This window comes from Curtobacterium sp. VKM Ac-1393 (assembly GCF_015350995.1).
Taxonomy (GTDB): Bacteria; Actinomycetota; Actinomycetes; order Actinomycetales; family Microbacteriaceae; genus Curtobacterium.
Window position 1 is genome coordinate 410,337 of sequence record NZ_JADKRW010000004.1, and the last position, 16,495, is coordinate 426,831.

General features: G+C 72.5%; 17 protein-coding genes. 10 read left to right on the forward strand and 7 right to left on the reverse strand.

From position 1 onward, the window contains the following. The first annotated feature begins 3 nt into the window (after positions 1–3). Positions 4–921 (forward strand): factor-independent urate hydroxylase, encoded by a 918-nt coding sequence (gene pucL / locus ITJ59_RS11515; protein ID WP_194651220.1) that lies wholly within the window; start codon positions 4–6, stop codon positions 919–921. On the opposite strand, the gene ITJ59_RS11520 is transcribed toward pucL, so the two are convergent. Both ITJ59_RS11520 and ITJ59_RS11525 read right to left on the reverse strand, forming a co-directional pair. After that, on the reverse strand, positions 918–2,324 hold the full coding sequence (locus tag ITJ59_RS11520; RefSeq protein ID WP_228511375.1) for a nucleobase:cation symporter-2 family protein: 1,407 nt from the start codon (positions 2,322–2,324) through the stop codon (positions 918–920). The two genes, pucL and ITJ59_RS11520, sit on opposite strands and share 4 nt — an antisense overlap. A 177-nt stretch (positions 2,325–2,501) precedes the next feature. Beyond that, positions 2,502–3,488: an aldo/keto reductase gene (locus ITJ59_RS11525; protein WP_194651221.1), complete on the reverse strand. Its 987-nt coding sequence runs from the start codon at positions 3,486–3,488 to the stop codon at positions 2,502–2,504. 129 nt (positions 3,489–3,617) lie between these two features. On the opposite strand from ITJ59_RS11525, the gene ITJ59_RS11530 reads away from it, so the two are divergent. The 7 genes from ITJ59_RS11530 (at position 3,618) to ITJ59_RS11560 (ending at position 11,358) form a co-directional block, all read left to right on the forward strand. After that, the gene (locus ITJ59_RS11530; RefSeq protein ID WP_194651222.1) at positions 3,618–3,854 is read left to right on the forward strand and encodes a hypothetical protein; all 237 of its coding nucleotides are present in this window, start codon (positions 3,618–3,620) and stop codon (positions 3,852–3,854) included. Continuing rightward, entirely contained in the window at positions 3,851–5,401 is a 1,551-nt protein-coding gene (locus ITJ59_RS11535; protein ID WP_194651223.1) for an FAD-binding oxidoreductase, read from the forward strand. Before ITJ59_RS11530 ends, ITJ59_RS11535 begins: the two co-directional genes overlap by 4 nt. 160 nt (positions 5,402–5,561) lie before the next feature. Beyond that, the gene (locus ITJ59_RS11540) at positions 5,562–6,194 is read left to right on the forward strand and encodes a YdeI/OmpD-associated family protein (RefSeq protein ID WP_194651224.1); all 633 of its coding nucleotides are present in this window, start codon (positions 5,562–5,564) and stop codon (positions 6,192–6,194) included. Between the two features lie 9 nt (positions 6,195–6,203). After that, positions 6,204–7,085, forward strand: coding sequence for an aldo/keto reductase (locus tag ITJ59_RS11545; protein WP_194651225.1), 882 nt, complete (start codon positions 6,204–6,206; stop codon positions 7,083–7,085). Positions 7,086–7,232: 147 nt separating this feature from the next. Continuing rightward, positions 7,233–7,817: a PadR family transcriptional regulator gene (locus tag ITJ59_RS11550; protein ID WP_228511376.1), complete on the forward strand. Its 585-nt coding sequence runs from the start codon at positions 7,233–7,235 to the stop codon at positions 7,815–7,817. Next, complete coding sequence (locus ITJ59_RS11555; RefSeq protein ID WP_194651226.1) at positions 7,814–8,542, forward strand: ABC transporter ATP-binding protein; 729 nt, start codon at positions 7,814–7,816, stop codon at positions 8,540–8,542. The genes ITJ59_RS11550 and ITJ59_RS11555 overlap by 4 nt, the downstream gene beginning before the upstream one ends. After that, positions 8,539–11,358, forward strand: coding sequence for an ABC transporter permease (locus ITJ59_RS11560; protein ID WP_194651227.1), 2,820 nt, complete (start codon positions 8,539–8,541; stop codon positions 11,356–11,358). Before ITJ59_RS11555 ends, ITJ59_RS11560 begins: the two co-directional genes overlap by 4 nt. 46 nt (positions 11,359–11,404) lie before the next feature. Here ITJ59_RS11560 and ITJ59_RS11565 read toward each other — a convergent pair whose 3' ends face one another. The 3 genes from ITJ59_RS11565 to ITJ59_RS11575 are packed head-to-tail and all read right to left on the reverse strand — an operon-like array spanning position 11,405 to position 13,360. Beyond that, positions 11,405–11,842: a hypothetical protein gene (locus ITJ59_RS11565; protein WP_194651228.1), complete on the reverse strand. Its 438-nt coding sequence runs from the start codon at positions 11,840–11,842 to the stop codon at positions 11,405–11,407. Between the two features lie 30 nt (positions 11,843–11,872). Continuing rightward, complete coding sequence (locus ITJ59_RS11570) at positions 11,873–12,976, reverse strand: hypothetical protein (RefSeq protein WP_194651229.1); 1,104 nt, start codon at positions 12,974–12,976, stop codon at positions 11,873–11,875. Between the two features lie 51 nt (positions 12,977–13,027). After that, entirely contained in the window at positions 13,028–13,360 is a 333-nt protein-coding gene (locus tag ITJ59_RS11575; protein WP_194651230.1) for a DUF952 domain-containing protein, read from the reverse strand. Between the two features lie 53 nt (positions 13,361–13,413). Here ITJ59_RS11575 and ITJ59_RS11580 point away from each other — a divergent pair, with 53 nt between their 5' ends. Further along, on the forward strand, positions 13,414–13,956 hold the full coding sequence (locus tag ITJ59_RS11580; RefSeq protein ID WP_194651231.1) for a TetR/AcrR family transcriptional regulator: 543 nt from the start codon (positions 13,414–13,416) through the stop codon (positions 13,954–13,956). Positions 13,957–14,087: 131 nt separating this feature from the next. Here ITJ59_RS11580 and ITJ59_RS11585 read toward each other — a convergent pair whose 3' ends face one another. Both ITJ59_RS11585 and ITJ59_RS11590 read right to left on the reverse strand, forming a co-directional pair. Then, positions 14,088–14,759, reverse strand: coding sequence for an SDR family NAD(P)-dependent oxidoreductase (locus tag ITJ59_RS11585; protein WP_194651232.1), 672 nt, complete (start codon positions 14,757–14,759; stop codon positions 14,088–14,090). Then, positions 14,756–15,154 carry a cupin domain-containing protein gene (locus ITJ59_RS11590; protein ID WP_194651233.1) on the reverse strand — a complete coding sequence of 133 codons (399 nt, stop codon included), beginning with the start codon at positions 15,152–15,154 and terminating at the stop codon, positions 14,756–14,758. The genes ITJ59_RS11585 and ITJ59_RS11590 overlap by 4 nt, the downstream gene beginning before the upstream one ends. A 109-nt stretch (positions 15,155–15,263) precedes the next feature. Between ITJ59_RS11590 and ITJ59_RS11595 the strand changes: the two genes are divergently transcribed. Then, the gene (locus ITJ59_RS11595) at positions 15,264–16,439 is read left to right on the forward strand and encodes a PQQ-dependent sugar dehydrogenase (protein ID WP_323749482.1); all 1,176 of its coding nucleotides are present in this window, start codon (positions 15,264–15,266) and stop codon (positions 16,437–16,439) included. Positions 16,440–16,495 lie beyond the last annotated feature (56 nt).

Below are 16,495 nucleotides of genomic sequence, written 5' to 3' on the forward strand. Positions count from 1 at the left end.
GCCATGTCGGAGACCACCGTCCACCTGGGACCGAACAAGTACGGCAAGGCCGAGAACCGCCTGGTGCGGGTGACCCGGCACGGCGACCGGCACGAGATCGCCGACCTGACCGTGACGTCCCAGCTCATCGGCGAGGCGTTCGCCGGGTCGTTCACCAGCGGCGACAACTCCCGGATCGTCGCGACGGACACCCAGAAGAACACGGTGTTCGCCCTCGCGAAGGAGCACGGCGTCGGCGCCCCCGAGGACTTCCTCGCCGTGCTCGCCGACCAGTTCACGAGCGAGTTCGACTGGGTCGAGGGCGGGCTCTGGCAGGCCGAGGTGCACCCGTGGGAACGCATCACGGTCGACGGGCAGCCGCACGACCACTCGTTCCGCCGCACCGGTACCGGCACCCGCCTGGCGACCGTGCACGTCGAGGCCGGCGAGCGCCACGTCACCGGCGGCGTCAAGGACCTCGTCGTGCTGAAGTCGACCGGGTCCGAGTTCCACGGGTTCCCGCGGTCGCGCTTCACGACTCTGCCGGAGACGACGGACCGGATCATGGCGACCGAGGTCACGGCACGGTGGCGCTACCTGCCGTCCGCGGTCGCAGCGGGGATCGACTACGACGCCCTGTACGAACAGGTCGTCGCGGTGATGCTCGAGCAGTTCGCCACGGTCCACTCGCTCGCGCTGCAGCAGACGCTGTGGGAGATGGGCCGGGCGGCGATCGAACTGCGGCCGGAGCTCGCCGAGGTGCGGTTCGCGATGCCGAACAAGCACCACTTCGTCGTGGACCTGTCGCCGTTCGACCTGACGAACGAGAACGAGGTGTTCATCGCGGCAGACCGTCCCTACGGGCTCATCGAGGGGACGGTCGTCCGCGACGGCGTGGCCGAGGCGCCCCGTGCGTGGGAGCACCTGCCCGCCTTCGTCTAGGCCGAGGGCTCTTCCCGCGGCAACGTGATCGGCGCCGTCGACCGCACCCCGTCGTACGAACCGACCGCCGGGTCCTCGCCGTACCGCTCGGCCACGGAACGCGACCCGAGCAGCAGGTTGAGCAGGATCGCCGCGACGGCGCCGGCCGAGATCCCCGAGTCGAACACCAGCGTGAACCACGTCGGAAACTGTCCGTAGATCTCCGGGGCGACGGTCGGCAGCAGTGCGATGCCGAGCGGCAGCGCCACCACGAGCACGTTCCGGTTGTCGAACCGCACCTTCGACAGCGTCCTGATGCCCGAAGCCGCCACCATGCCGAACAGGGCGACCCCGGCTCCGCCGAGCACCGCGTGCGGGATCGCCTCGACCACCGCGGCCACCTTCGGCACCAGGCCCAGCACCACGAGGATGCCGCCGGCCGCCGTCGCCACGTACCGGGAGCGCACGCCGGTCAGCGCGACGAGCCCGACGTTCTGCGCGAACGCCGTGTACGGGAACGTGTTGAAGACCCCGCCGACGACCGTGCCGAGCCCGTCCGCGCGCAGGCCGTCGGCGAGCGTGCGCTTCGACACCGGCCGCCCGGTGACCTCGCCGACCGCGATCATGTCGCCGGTCGTCTCGGTCATGATCACGAGCCCGACGACGAGCATCGACACGATCGAGGCGAGGTCGAACGTCGGCAGCCCGAAGTGGAACGGCGTGACGAACGCGAACCACGATGCGCTCCCGATGCCCGAGCCGTCGACCATGCCGGGGACGAACAGCGCCGCGACGGTGCCGAGCAGCAGCCCGAACAGCACGGACACCCGGGCGAGACCGCGCGGGGCGAACCGTTCGACCAGGACGATCGCGAGCAGCACCCCGGCGGCGAAGGCGACGTCGAGCGGGTCCGCAGCACCGTCCTTCCCGCCGTCGGTGACCCAGCCGGCGGCGACGCTCATGAGCGACAGCCCGATGATCAGGATGACCGTGCCGGTGACGATCGGCGGGAACAGCCGGACGAGCTGTGCGAACCACGGTGCGACCACGACCATGAACACCCCGCACGCGATCGTCGCCCCGTAGACGGCGGTGATGCCGTGCTCGGTGCCGATCGCGATCATCGGGCCGACGGCGGCGAAGGTGACGCCCTGCACGAGCGGCAAGCGGACCCCGAACCGCCAGAACCCCACGGACTGCACGATCGTGGCGAGGCCGGCGACGAACAGGTCGGCGCTGATGAGGAACGCCAGGTCGGCGCTGTCGAAGCCGAGGGCACCGCCGACGATGAGCGGGACGGCGATCGCGCCCGCGTACATCGCGAGCACGTGCTGCAGTCCGAGCGGCAGGAGCCTGGCGAGTGGTGGGACGGAGTCCACTCCATCGTCACTCCGGGTCGTGCGCGGTGTCTTCGTGGTCGTCATGGCGTCCCCTTCGAGCGGTGGTTTCCCTGTGCTCCGGACGCTATGCAGCCCGTGTTTCCCCGGGATGACGGGCGTGGGTCGCGTCGGTCACCGGACCAGCGCCCGAAACGCACGCCGAGACGGACGGGAGGCCCGTGGCGGATCCGCCACGGGCCTCCAGGCCGTCATCCGGTTGCGTCAGCGACCGATGGTCGACATGTCGGGGTAGCGGTCGCCGGTCGGGACCGGGAGCGCCGACAGGCGCGCGACCTGGTCCGCGGTGAGGGTCAGGTCGGCGGCGCCGACGTTCTCCTCGAGGCGCGACGCGCGCTTCGTGCCGGGGATCGGCACCACGTCGTCGCCCTGGGCGAGCAGCCAGGCGAGGGAGACCTGGGCCGGGGTCGCGTCGGCCTCGGCGGCGATCTCCTTGACGGCGTCGACGATGCGCATGTTTTCGGCGAAGGCGGCTTCTTGGAAGCGGGGGTTCTCGGAACGGAAGTCGTCGGAGTCCAAGTCCGACGGCTTCGTGATCGCACCGGTCAGGAAGCCGCGGCCGAGCGGCGAGTACGGCACCAGGCCGATGCCGAGCTCTCGCAGGGTGTCGAGCACGTCGCCCTCGGGGTCGCGCGTCCACAGGGAGTACTCGCTCTGCAGGGCCGTGATCGGGTGCACGGCCTGGGCCTTGCGGATGGTCGCGGGACCCGCCTCGGACAGGCCGATGTGCCGGATCTTGCCCTCTTGCACGAAGCCGGCGAGCTGACCGATGACGTCCTCGATCGGGACGGCCGGGTCGACGCGGTGCTGGTAGTACAGGTCGATGTGGTCGGTGCCGAGGCGACGGAGCGAGCCCTCGAGGGCCTCGCGCACGGACTCGGGAGCAGAGGTGAGTCCGCGCCCGCGGGCCGGGGTCTCCTCGCCGGCGGTGTGCGTGATGAGGCCGAACTTCGTCGCGATGACGACGTCGTCGCGGCGGTCGGCGAGGGCCCGGCGGAGCAGGTCCTCGTTCGTGTAGGGGCCGTACGCCTCTGCCGTGTCGAACAGGGTGACGCCGAGGTCGATCGCGCGGTGGATGGTGCGGATCGACTCCGCGTCGTCCGTGCCGGCGCCCGTGTAGAAGGCGCTCATGCCCATGGTGCCGAGGCCGATCGGGCCGACCTCGAGGTCTGCGAGCTTGCGTGTCTGCATGGTCCAGGTCTACTCCATGGTCGAGCGGTCACGAAACGGCCGCAGAGTCCCGTCTCGGCTGGAGGCCGGACCCGCGGCGGCGCTACGCTCCGAGGACGGGGTGGATGCCCCGGACGGAAGGGGAACGTCATGGTCGTCGTGTGGATCGTCATCGGAGTGGTCGTGGCCATCGCCGCGCTGCTCACCGTGCTCGAGGTGCAGAACCGCCGTCGTGCGAAGCTCCTCGCGCACCTCGAACCCGTCGACCCGACCCTCGGTGCCCGCACCTTCGCCGATGCCGAGGGCGAACGGGCGATGACCCAGGGACTGGCGACGGCCGCCCACCCCGGGACCACCGGCGTCTCCGGCGGGCTCGCCGGTTCGTGACGCAGCGCCCGACCAGGCGGATCCTGCTCGCCGGGGGCGTCGGACTCGGGCTCGCCGGGGTCCTGGCGGCGTGCAGCCGGCCGGGCCCCGCTCCGTCGGGCTCGCCGCGCCCGACCTCAAGTAGCTCCGCACAACCGACGAGCGCACCGACGAGGACGCCGACGCCAGGCGGACCCGACTCGTGGGACGCCCTCGCCGCCGCGGTCTCGGGCACGGTGCTCCGGTCCGGGTCGAACGGGTGGGACAGCGCCCGCGTGCTCGAGAACCCGCGGTACGACGACGCCGACCCACAGGGCATCCTGCGTGCCGCCGGAGCTCCGGACGTGCAGGCCGGACTCGCGTTCGCGCGGAACACGCGCACCCCGGTCGCCCTGCGCGCGGGCGGGCACTCGTACACGGGCTGGTCGGCCGGTGGCGCTCCGGGTACCGACGTCCCGCGGTCGCTCGTCATCAGCACGCAGGACCTCGACGGCATCGAGCTGCACGACGACGACACCGTCACGATCGGCCCCGGCGCGCAGCTCGGGGACGTCTACGCCGCACTCGCGAAGGCCGGTCGGGCCATCGGCGCCGGGTCCTGTCCGACCGTCGGCATCGGCGGGCTCACCCTCGGCGGTGGCGTCGGCGTGCTCGTCCGCTCGTTCGGGCTGACCTGCGACCAGCTCACCGGCGTCACGGTCGTCACCCCCGACGGCGCCGTGCACGAGGTCTCGACGTCCAGCGAACCGGACCTGTTCTGGGCCTGCCGGGGTGGGGGCGGTGGAACCGTCGGCGTCGTGACCGCACTGACGTACCGGACGCAGGCCGCGCCTCCCGTCCTGCTCTTCACCATCACGTTCGCGTGGTCGGCCGCCGCAGCCGTGGTGCGCGCCTGGCAGGACTGGGCGCCCACGGCCGACCCGAAGCTGTGGTCGACGCTCAAGCTGCTGAACGGCAGCCGGCACACCGCTCCGACGGTCACCGTCACCGGCGTGTGGACCGGATCGAAGACCGGCGCCGACACCTCCGTCGACGGTTTCATCGCCGCCACGGGTGCGAAGCCCCTCGCGCACACCGGTCAAGTGCTCACCTACGGCGCCGCGATGTCCGCGTTGGCGGGGAAGCCGCAGCGGGTGTCCGAGGCGGCGACGTCGTCGATCGGATCGGCGAAGCTCACCGATGCGCAGATCGACGTGCTCGTCGCCCAGGCGGCCGCGGCGGGCGACGTCGACGGCAACCTCGAGGGCGGAGTCGCGCTCGACGCACTCGGCGGGGTCGTGGCGGACGTCGGCCGCACCGACTCGGCGTTCCCGTGGCGGTCGGCGCTCATGACCGTGCAGTACACGGCGGTCTTCGCCGACGGGGCGGACGCCGCTCCGTTCGACGCGTACGTGCGGGGGTTCCGCCGAGCCATGCGTCCGGCGTGGGGCGACGCGGCGTACGCGAACTACTGCGACGCGTCGATCACGGACCCGTCGGCGTACTTCGGGGACAACACCTCGCGCCTGCACCGCATCGCGGAGCAGGCCGATCCGACGGGTGTGCTGGACCAGCCGAACTGGGTCTGACGCGGGGTCGAGTCTCGGCGTGGGGCAGGCGAGTTTCGGCCCCAGCGACATCTCTCGCGTCCCGCGCCCCGTGAACTGTCGCCCAGCCCGAAAAGCGCCCGCGCCCGCGCCCGCACCCGGCCGCCCGTGCCCGCACCCGCACCCGCCCTACGATGACCGCATGGACATCGTCGACCTGGTGCTGCCGGACGCCGCCGCGTGGCGCGCCTGGCTCGACCAGCACGAGGACGAGCCGGACGGGGTGTGGCTCGTGCTCGCCAAGAAGGGCACGACGGAGCCGACGACGCTGACCTACGACCAGGCACTCGACGAAGCGCTGTGCTCGGGGTGGATCGACGGGCAGAAGCGCGGCCGCGACGACGCGACGTTCCGGCAGCGGTTCACCCCGCGACGGAAGGCCTCGCTCTGGTCGCAGCGGAACATCGGGCTCGTCGCGACCCTCGTCGCCGACGACCGGATGCGTGACCGCGGACAGGCAGAGGTCGACCGGGCCAAGGGCGACGGCCGGTGGGACCGCGCGTACGCCGGGGCCGCGAGCGCCACCGTGCCGGAGGACCTGCAGGCAGCGCTCGACGCCGCACCCGCCGCTGCCACACTGTTCGCCGAACTCGACGCGACGAACCGGTACGCGGTGCTGCACCGGATCACGACCGCCCCGAGTGCCACCTCGCGGACGAACCGACTGACCAAGCTCGTCGCCGGACTGGAGCGCGGCGAGACGCCGTACCCCCTTCCGGACCGGTCGGAGCGCCGGGGGACACCGACTCAGGGACCGGCAACACCTCCGGCGTAGACCGGGGGCATGACCACTGGTACCGACACCACGAACCGTCCGGCCGCCGCTTCCGGCACCTTCCGCATCGGGGGCGACCTCGAGGTCCACCGCCTCGGCTACGGCACCATGCAGCTCACCGGCCCCGGCGTCTGGGGACCACCGAAGGACCACGACGAGGCCGTCCGCGTCCTCAAGCGTGCCGTCGAGCTGGGCGTGGACTTCTTCGACACCGCCGACTCGTACGGCCCCTACGTCGCCGAGGAGCTCCTGCACGAAGCGCTCCACCCCTACGGCGACGACGTCGTCATCGCGACGAAGGCCGGCCTGACCCGCACCGGCCCGAACGTCTGGCCGCCCGTCGGCCGCCCGGAGTACCTGCGGCAAGAGGCGGAGATGAGCCTCCGCCGTCTGGGCCTCGAACGCATCGACCTGTTCCAGCTGCACCGCATCGACCCGAAGGTCCCGCTCGAGGACCAGGTCGGCGAGCTCAAGAAGCTGCAGGACGAGGGCAAGATCCGGCACATCGGCCTGTCCGAGGTGTCCGTCGACGACGTCAAGGCCGCGCAGGAGATCGCGACGATCGTGTCGGTGCAGAACCTGTACAACCTGCAGAAGCGCGACGCCGAGGAGCTCCTCGACTGGTCGACCGAGCAGGGCATCGCGTTCATCCCGTGGTTCCCGCTGGCGACCGGCGGGCTGACCGGCGAGGACTCGCCGCTCACCGAGATCGCGGAGCGGAAGGGTGCGACGCCGGCGCAGCTCGCACTCGCGTGGCTGCTCAAGCGCTCGCCCGTCGTGCTGCCGATCCCGGGCACCTCGAGCGTCGCGCACCTGGAGGACAACCTGCAGGGCGCGACCATCGAGCTGACCGACGACGAGTTCGAGGAGCTGTCGAAGCTGGGTTCCTGACCCGGGGTCGCGGACGCGACCGGACGGCGGACTGGAGGCCCGTGGCGACACCGCCACGGGCCTCCAGTCCGTCTGCTGGTTGCGGATGCATACGCAGTATGGGCATACTCGGTATGTCCACGGTGGACGAGAGACGGGGGAAGTGTCATGAGCGTACGGATGGGCGTACTCGCGCTGCTGGTGGGGGGACCCGGGTACGGGTACCAGCTCAGGGGGGAGTTCGAGCACCGCACCGGCGGGAGCTGGCCGCTCAACATCGGCCAGGTCTACACGACGCTCGACCGCCTGGAACGCGACGGCCTCGTGGCCCGCGGCGACACCGACGACGACGGCCACGTCGTCTACACGGTGACCGACGCGGGTCGCGGGGAAGTGGCGCGCTGGTTCAGCGAACCGGTACCGGCGAAGCGCGGTCGCGACGAACTCGCGATCAAGTTCGCGCTCGCCGTGACGGTGCCCGGCGTCGACGTCGCGCGCCTGGTGCAGGTGCAGCGTGGCGCCGCGATCCGGAACCTGCAGGACCTGACCCGGCTCAAGCGCACGTCCGACCCCGCGACGGACCTGGCGTGGTCGCTCGTGCTCGAGTCGATGGTGTTCCAGGCCGAGGCCGAGGTGCGGTGGCTCGACCACGTCGAGTCGACCGTGGCGCGGTACCGGCCGGACGAGCACCCGGCGGCTCCCGCTGGCTCCTCGTCACCGACCGCCGCCGACACCGCGCGGAGTGCACGGTGACCGCCGCACCGCTCCTGCGGCTCGACGCCGTCAGCGTGCACTACGGCTCCGGCGCGAAGGCCGTCACGGCGCTGGCCGGCATCGACCTGGCCATCCAGCGTGGCGAGATGGTCGCCGTGATGGGGACCTCGGGTTCCGGCAAGTCGACGCTGCTCGCCTGCGCCGGCACCCTGCTGCCGCCGACGAGCGGCGAGGTCCTGATCGACGGCGAGTTCGTGTCCGACCGGCCGGCCAAGGAGCTCGCGGCTCTGCGCCGACGGCTCATCGGGTTCGTGTTCCAGGACTTCAACCTGATCCCCTCGCTCACCGCGGTCGAGAACGTGGCACTGCCGCTCGAGCTCGACGGCTGGAAGGCCTCGCAGGCCCGCCGCGCCGCGGAACTGGCTCTCGACAACGTCGAACTCGCCCACCGCGCCGACGCCTACCCGGACGACCTGTCCGGTGGCCAGCAGCAGCGCGTCGCGATCGCCCGGGGCGTGGTCGGCGAGCGCCGGCTCGTGCTCGCCGACGAACCGACCGGTGCCCTCGACTCGCAGACCGGCGAGGTCGTACTCCGCATGCTCCGACGACACGTCGACGCCGGGGCCGGAGCGCTGCTCGTCACCCACGACGCCCGGCACGCCGCCTGGGCGGACCGGATCGTCTTCCTGCGCGACGGCCGCGTGGTCGACGAGACCGTCTACTCGGGCGTCGAGCTCGCGCTGGCGGACCGGACCGCCTCGTGAGCCGGCGTCGGCGTCCCGGTGCCGGCCGGACGCCGTTCGCCCTCCGACCGGCGCTCCGACTGGGGCGGCGGCTGGCGTTCGCGAAGGCCGGCCGGGCGGCGCTGATCATCGCCCTCATCGGCATCCCCACGGCCGGGTTCGCCGCCGTCGCGATCCTCGTGCAGTCCACGCAGGCCACGACCACCGAAGCCCTGGACCACGACCTCGGCAACGCTGCGGCGCAGATGCGGGTCTCCGGCCCGGACCTGCCCGGCATGCGGCAGGACCCGGTGCAGTGGCAGTTCACCGACTCGAAGCGGAACAGCCCCGTCACGAAGGCCGACGAGGACTCGCCGTTCGCCAACGTCCTCGCCCACGTGCCCGACGGCGCCCTGTCGATCCCGGTCGGCAACACGCCAGTCGTGGTGCAAGGCCCCAAGGGACCGGTCGGGCTCGCCGCCGTCGAGGGCAGCGTCTGGGACCCCGCACTCGACGGGCACTGGCGAGTCCTCGACGGCACCGCACCGACCGCGCGCAACCAGCTCATGGTCACGCCCGCGACCCTCGACCGACTCGGGGCATCGATCGGCGACACCGTCGACCTGACCGACCCCGTCACCAAGCGCTTCACGATCACCGGGACGATGCGCGACCTCGGCTCGGCGCCCGGTGAGCAGGGCGTGTTCCTGCCGTGGGGGACCACCCTGTCGACGACCGACACCACGGACGCCACCGGGCTGTCCGACGTCACGGTCTACCTGCCGACCGACGCCCCCACGTGGTCGGAGATCCAGCAGCTCAACGCGCACGGCATCGTCGTGCAGTCCCGGCCCGTCGTGCTGGACCCGCCGGATGCCCGCCTGCCCGGCGGCGGGATGAGCTCCTCGATCGGCTGGTACCTCGGCGCCATGGCGCTGCTCGGCGTCTTCGCGATGTTCGAGGTCGCGCTGCTCGCCGGTGCCGCGTTCCTGGTCGGCACCCGGGCGGACACCCGTTCGTACGCGATCGTGACGAGCGTCGGCGGGGACAAGCGGTTCGTCCGGACGATCGTCGCCGGTTCCGGCCTGGTGCTCGGGTCGATCGGCGCGGTGCTCGGCGTCGCCGTCGGCACGGGCATCGGCGTCCTGGTGTTCCGGCTCGTCGACAACGGCGACGTGGTGTCGTTCCCCGGGCTGCACGTGCCGCCGCTCCTGCTGCTCGTGGTCGCGGCCGCCGGAGTCCTGGCCGGGCTGGTGTCCGCACTCGTCGCTGCGCGGGCCGCCACCCGCATCAACGTGCTCGCGGCACTGCGGGGTTCGCTCCGTCCGGCACCCGTCGACCGACCGGCCCGTCGTCGCCGACGCCTGTGGGGCCCGGGGCTCATCGTCGCCGGCACCGTGATGACGCTGGCCTGCGGCGTCGGGGTCCTCATGCTCAACGACCGCCCGGTACAGGACGACCACTGGGCCTGGGTGGTCGGTGCCGGGGTCGCGATCGGGCCGTGCCTGATGCAGCTCGGCATCGCGATCTGCTCACCCTGGCTCCTCGCCCTGGTGTCCCGGCTGTCATCGCGCCTGGGGCTGTCGGCCCGACTCGCCGCTCGCGATGCCCGGCGCAACCCGGTCCGGACGGTGCCCGTGCTCGCCAGCGTGATGAGCGTCGTGTTCGTCGCGTCGGTCGTGATCACGTGGAGCGCATCGAGCCACGCGCAGTACGTCCGCGACTACGAGTACCGCACCGCCGTCGGGGTGGCGACGACCGAGGTGCAGCTGACCGGCGCGGAGGGCATGCCCCAGGGCCACGACGCCGCGTTGACCGCGCACGCGGCGAAGGTCGTGGCGCGGGTGCTCGACCACGACCGGATCCGGGTGCTCGGGGTCGTCGACGCCAGCGCTGGTGACACCCCGTCGACCATCACGGAGCCGCACCGCTGGGGGAACCACGACTGCCCGGCGCTCGACACCACGGGCTGCTCGGTCTACCTCGAGAGCGGCGACTCGATGGGCCCGCACATCTGGACCGGCACCGTCGATGACTACGCCGTGCTGACCGGGCACCGCCCGTCCACCGCCGTGCGAGATGCGCTCGAGGGCGGCAAGGCCGTGTCGCTCTGGCCGGAGTACGCCCGCGACGGCGCGGTCCGCATCGACACGTTCCACGACCGCACGTGGGAGAGCCCGACGATCACGACGAGGACGAAGCCCGACGCCAGTGTGTCGATCCCGGCGGTGCTCGACGTGCAGTCACCGCGGATCCAGGTCGGCGTCTTCATGACGAAGGCCACCGCGGCGCACTACGGCGTCCCCGCCGTCGACGGCATGCTCGTCACGACACTGCCCGGCGACATCGCTCCCGAGCAGTGGGACGAGCTGAGCTCGGCGTGGCAGAGCTTCGGCGGCGCGGACCGAGCCCGGTGGGACGGCCCGCAGTTCGCCTACGAGGCCGGACCGGTCGACAACGGGGCACTCATCCGCGCGATCGTGCTCGCACTGGCCGCGGCGGTGACGATCGGCGCGACAGCGGTGGCCATCGGGCTCGCACGGTCCGACGGGCGCCGAGACGACGAGGTACTCGACGCGATCGGCGCCGCACCGCGACTGCGCCGGCGGGTGTCGACCTGGCAGGCGGCGATCCTGGCCTCGGTCGGCGCGGTGATCGGCACCCTGCTGGGGCTGCTGCCGATCCGAGCCCTCACCCTGCGGTTCTCGGCGCCCGCGGCCGGGTCGAGCCACCTGCCGTTCGTGCCGGACTGGTCGATGCTGGCGCTGCTCGGGATCGGGTTGCCGCTCCTGGTGACCGCAGGGGCGTGGCTCACCGCGCACGGCCGACGACGGGTGGCGGTGCGGCGGGCGCACTGAGGCGGGGGGGTGGCGCGGCACGGGGCGCCGTCCCGGTGCAGCCCGGTCAGGTGCCGGGCTGCACCACCATGAGCACGGCGACGACGACCCACACCAGGTTGAACAGGCCGACCAGGGCCGCGAGCTTCCGCGGCGAGCGCTCGGTCCCGTTGCCACGCAGGACCTCGCGCTGCTCCGGCAGGACCCCGAGCGCGAGGACGGCCGCAGCCACCGCGGTCAGGCCGATCGACACGAGCAGCCAGGCCTCGTCGAGCGCCCCGACCTCGAACGCCAGGGCCGTGCCGAACGTCGGGACGGCGAGCGAGATGATCGAGTACACGTGGCAGATCCGGTGCAGGACCGTGGCGACCGCGCGGGCCCCCTGGTCGTGCGGGTCGGCGACGAGCGCGTGGGCCGGCTTCGGGAACATGCTCCCGGCGACCGCGACGGGCCCGAGGGTGAGCAGCGCCGCCACGACGTGCACGGTGAGGAGGACGCTGGACATCCCTTCCAGCCTAGGGCGCGGCCGCCGTGCTCACGTGTCCGCGCAGAACGACTCGACGTCGACGTGGACACCGTCGAGGCCACCGCCGAGCCGCATCCGTTCGACCGCCGCGTCCTCGCGGAGCGGCATGACGAGGTCGGTGCCCATCGCCCGGTCCACCGCCGCGTAACCGGCTGCGTCCCACCCCCGCTGCACCCGCGGAGCCAGGTCCTGCGGCCGCACGGTGGGCAGCACGAGCGACCCGGTCCACCGCCGGCCGCCACCGTCGCACCGCTCCGCGACGAGTTCGACCTGCGGAGGCGCTGCGGCGGCGGGTGTCGGTGACGACAGGTCGTCGAGGGGACCCGCCCAGCGGATGGTGTCCTCGAGCAACGAGCGGGTCCCCGCCTCGATCGCGTCGCCGCCGAGCGTCGTCGTCGTGGTCGGCACCGGCCCCGGCCAGTCGGGGTCCGGCGTCACCGACGGCTCGGTCGTCGTCGCGGCCTCCGGAGCACGTCCGAGGGAGCCGTCCGGCAACCCGCTCCCCGTGATCAGCGGACCGACGGCGAGCAACCCGACCAACGCGATCGCGATGCCCGCGTCCAGTGGCCACAGGAACTCGGGCACCTGGACGGCCTGGTCAGCCCTCGTGACCCGTGTCCGGCGCAGCCACAACGCGACGGTCAAGAACCCCACCCCGACCGTGACGACCGCCAGCTCGATGGGGAGCGGCACGATCCCGAGCCCGGCAGCCCACCACGTCGCCGGCAGTGCGGCTGCGATCGCGGTGGTCAGGTACGACGCGGCGACCAACCGGGTCTCGCGTCGCGGCAGGACCTCGTCGGCGCGGCGTGGGCGGGACAGTATCCACGCCGTCGCCACGACCGCGTTGACGCCGACCCCGATGCGTCCGAGACCGAGCCCTACGAACTGGCCGAAGTCCCACCAGACCTGCGTGTCGTCGTCCACCTCGTACCGGGTGTGCCCGGCGAAGTGGAGCAGGACGAGCACGCCGGCCACCCCGAGCAGGTACAGCGCCCAGGACCACCGCGGCACCGCGAGTCGTCGGAGCGCGGCGGCGACGAACACCACCGACGTCGGCATGAGCAGCAGCAGCGCGACGCCCGCCACGCCGTCGAACGCGTTCGGTTCCACCCTGGCGACGCTACGAGCACCCCGTGCCGTCGCCGGACTCCCGGCGCGCGACTACGTCCGACGACCCATCGGGATCGACACCTCGGCCAGCACGACCTCGTCGTCCATCGGGATCGGACCCCGCACCCGCGGGACCCCGTCGACCCACTCGACCGGCACCCCCGCAGCCGCGAGCCCCTCGACGCTCAGCTCGATCCGGAGCAACGGCAGCGCGAGGTCGCCGTACCGCTCGGCGACGACCTCGGCCACCCGGTCCGGAGTCGTGGCACGGACGTACCCGCCGGGCTCGAGCGGCACCCCGCGGGTGGACACCTCGTACTCGCCGAACCCGCGGCTCATCTCCCAGTCGTCGGCGATCGCCACGTGACAGACCACATCGGTCATGGACCCTCCTCGTCAATGAAACGGGAGCGTATCATTCTGGCTAGGATGGGTCCGTGAACAAGCGTGGACGTCCGACCGCCGACGAGCGGGCCGCCCGTGACGAGCGGATCCTCGACGTCGCGACCGCGCTGTTCCTGGAGCACGGGTTCGCGGGGGTCGCGCTCGACCGCATCGCCGCCGAGTCCGGGGTCACCAAGCGCACGCTCTACACGGCGTTCGGCGACAAGCCGGCGATCCTCCGGGCGGTCGTCCGCCGGCAACACCCCTACGCCGACCAGCCCACCGGGGACCTCGTGTCCACGGCCACGGCGATCGGCGCCGCGCTGCTGTCGGACCGTGCCGTCGCCCTGCACCGGCTCGTCATCGCGGAGTCGCCCCGGTCACCCGAGCTCGCCCGCGAGTTCCACGAGGCCGGCCCGCTCGCCGCCCAGCAGGCCCTGGTCCGTGCCGGCGCGACTCCGGAGACCGCTGGCGAGCTCTTCACCCTGCTGCTGGGGGAGCTCCACCGCGAGCGCCTGCTCGGCCTGGCCCCGGCCCCGACGGCGGCCGAGGTCGCCGCACGCGCCGCGCGTGCCGTCGCGGTGCTCTCGACCTGACCCCAGGGCGGACGGGAGGCCCGTGGCGGCGCCGCCACGGGCCTCCCGTCCGTCACGGAGTGCGCAGAAGGCGACGGGTCACGCGCTCGGACCCGTCGCCTTCTGCTCACTCGATGCGGCGCGAACCGCGCTCAAGCGGGGTCGGGCAGCGCCTCTGCGTAGGTGCGGAACTCGCCGCGCTCCGCGTGGATCGCCCACAGGCGATCCGCGATGGACGCACCGGAGTGCTCCGGCTGCCCGTCGTCGATGCCGAACGGGATGATGAGCTGGCCGACGTGGACCTGCTCGTCGCGCACGGCGTCGTGCAGGAGCTGGGCGTAGGCGCTCTCCGCCGCGAAGGCGACCGAGGTGCCGGTGACCCGGGCGCCGGGACGCACCGCACTGCCGCCGTTCACGAACAGGATCGTGCCGTGGCCGATCGCACGCATGCCGGGCAGCACCTGGCGGACCGCGTTGACCGAGCCGTAGACCGAGAACTCGATCGGGCCGACCAGGTCGTCCGCGGTGGTCTCGAGCACCGGGCGCATGTACTCCTTGGCGGGGAGCGGGCTGTACTGCAGCACCTCGATGGGGCCGAGCTGCTCGGTCGCGCGCTCGAGGGCGGTGCGGAGCGAATCGCCGTCACGGACGTTCGCGGCGAACCCAGCGGCCGTGATGCCCTGCTCGCGCAGCGACGCGGCGAGGCCGTCCAGGCGGTCCTGGTTGCGGGAGACGAGGGCGATCGAGAAACCCTCGCGGCCGAAGCGTTCGGCGACGGCGAGACCGAGGCCCTTGCCGGCCCCGATGATGGCGATGGTGGTCATGCGGAGTACTCCTCGTCGGTGACGTGCTCGAGCCAGGTGGTGGTGGTCGCCGGGTCGTCGGCGAGGTCGAGCATCGCGAGGTGCTCCATGTAATCGGTCGGGGTCGCACCGTGCCAGTGCTCCTCACCCGCCGGCGTGTAGACGGTCTGGCCGGGCTGGACCTCGACCACGCCGCCGTCACGGGTGCCCATCAGCGCGACGCCCTCGGTGACGTGCAGGGTCTGGCCCTTGGCGTGCGCGTGCCACGCGGTGCGGGCCCCGGGCAGGAACCGGACCTTCGCGACGGTCATCGTCTGGCCGGCTTCCGTCGGGCTGGCGATGGCGTCGAGGTACACGTCACCGGTGAACTGCGCGGCCGGGTTCTTGACGGTCGGCTGCTTCGGTTGGATCTCCATGGCCCCGACGGTAGGCCGATGTGCGCACCGGAGGGAGGTGCCGGTCGTACCCCTCAGCCGTTTCCCGAACACGACGTGTGTGATCGAAGCACGATCCGGGAGGACCACCGTGCACAGCAGCGAACACCCGACCCCGAACCCGCACCCGAGCCCCACCCGAGCCCGACGCGCCTGGTCGGCAGCGGGCATCGCCGCGGTGGCCGCCCTCGCCCTGAGCGGCTGCGCCGATGCCGCACCCGACGACGACGGCGGCACGTCGACGAGCGCCCGCGCCACCGCCCCAGCCGACCTGCCCACCGGGCAGGTCGCGCTCGACGGCGACACCAGCGACGTGGTCACCGGGCTCGAGGCGCCGTGGTCGGTCGTCCGGACGGGCGACGACGGCGACGCCCTGGTCAGCGAACGCGACTCGGCGAAGGTCCTCGAGCTGCAGGACGACGGCACGACGCGCGAGGTCGGCACCGTCGACGGCATCAGCCACGGCGGCGAGGGCGGGCTCCTCGGGCTGGCCCTGCACGACGGCGACCTGTTCGTGTACTCGACGGCCGACGACGGCAACCGGATCCAGCGGTTCGAGCTGACGGGCAGCGCCGGGTCGTGGGCGCTCGGCGATGCGACGACGATCATCGACGGGCTGCCGTCGAACACGTTCCACGACGGCGGCCGCATCGTGTTCGGCCCCGACGACATGCTCTACGCCAGTGTCGGGGACGCCGGCACGAGCAGTGACGCGCAGGACGAGGACTCGCTCGCGGGCAAGATCCTGCGGCTCACCCCGGACGGCGACGTGCCGGACGACAACCCGTTCGACGGGTCACCCGTGTGGAGCCTCGGGCACCGCAACGTGCAGGGCCTGGGGTGGTCGTCCGACGGCACGATGTTCGCGTCGGAGTTCGGCGAGAACACCCTCGACGAGCTGAACGTGATCGAGGCGGGCGAGAACTACGGCTGGCCAGAGGTCGAGGGCGAGGGCGGCGAGGACCAGGGCTTCGTCGACCCGGTGCAGCAGTGGTCCACCGACGATGCGTCCCCGAGCGGCCTGACGGTCGTCGACGACACGGTGTTCGTCGCCAACCTGCGCGGCGAGGTGCTCCGGGCGATCCCGGCGGACGACCCGAGTACCTCGACCGAGTACTTCCCAGGGGACTTCGGCCGGATCCGGACGGTGCTCGAGGGGCCGTCGGACACGCTCTGGTTCGTCACGAACAACACCGACGGCCGTGGTGACCCCGCAGCGGGGGACGATCGCATCGTCTCGGTCCCGCTCACAGGGGCGGCGGGCTGAGCCAGCGGCCTCGCCCCACAGGGGTTCCGGCAGCCCCTCGCTCGCACGCAGTCCAG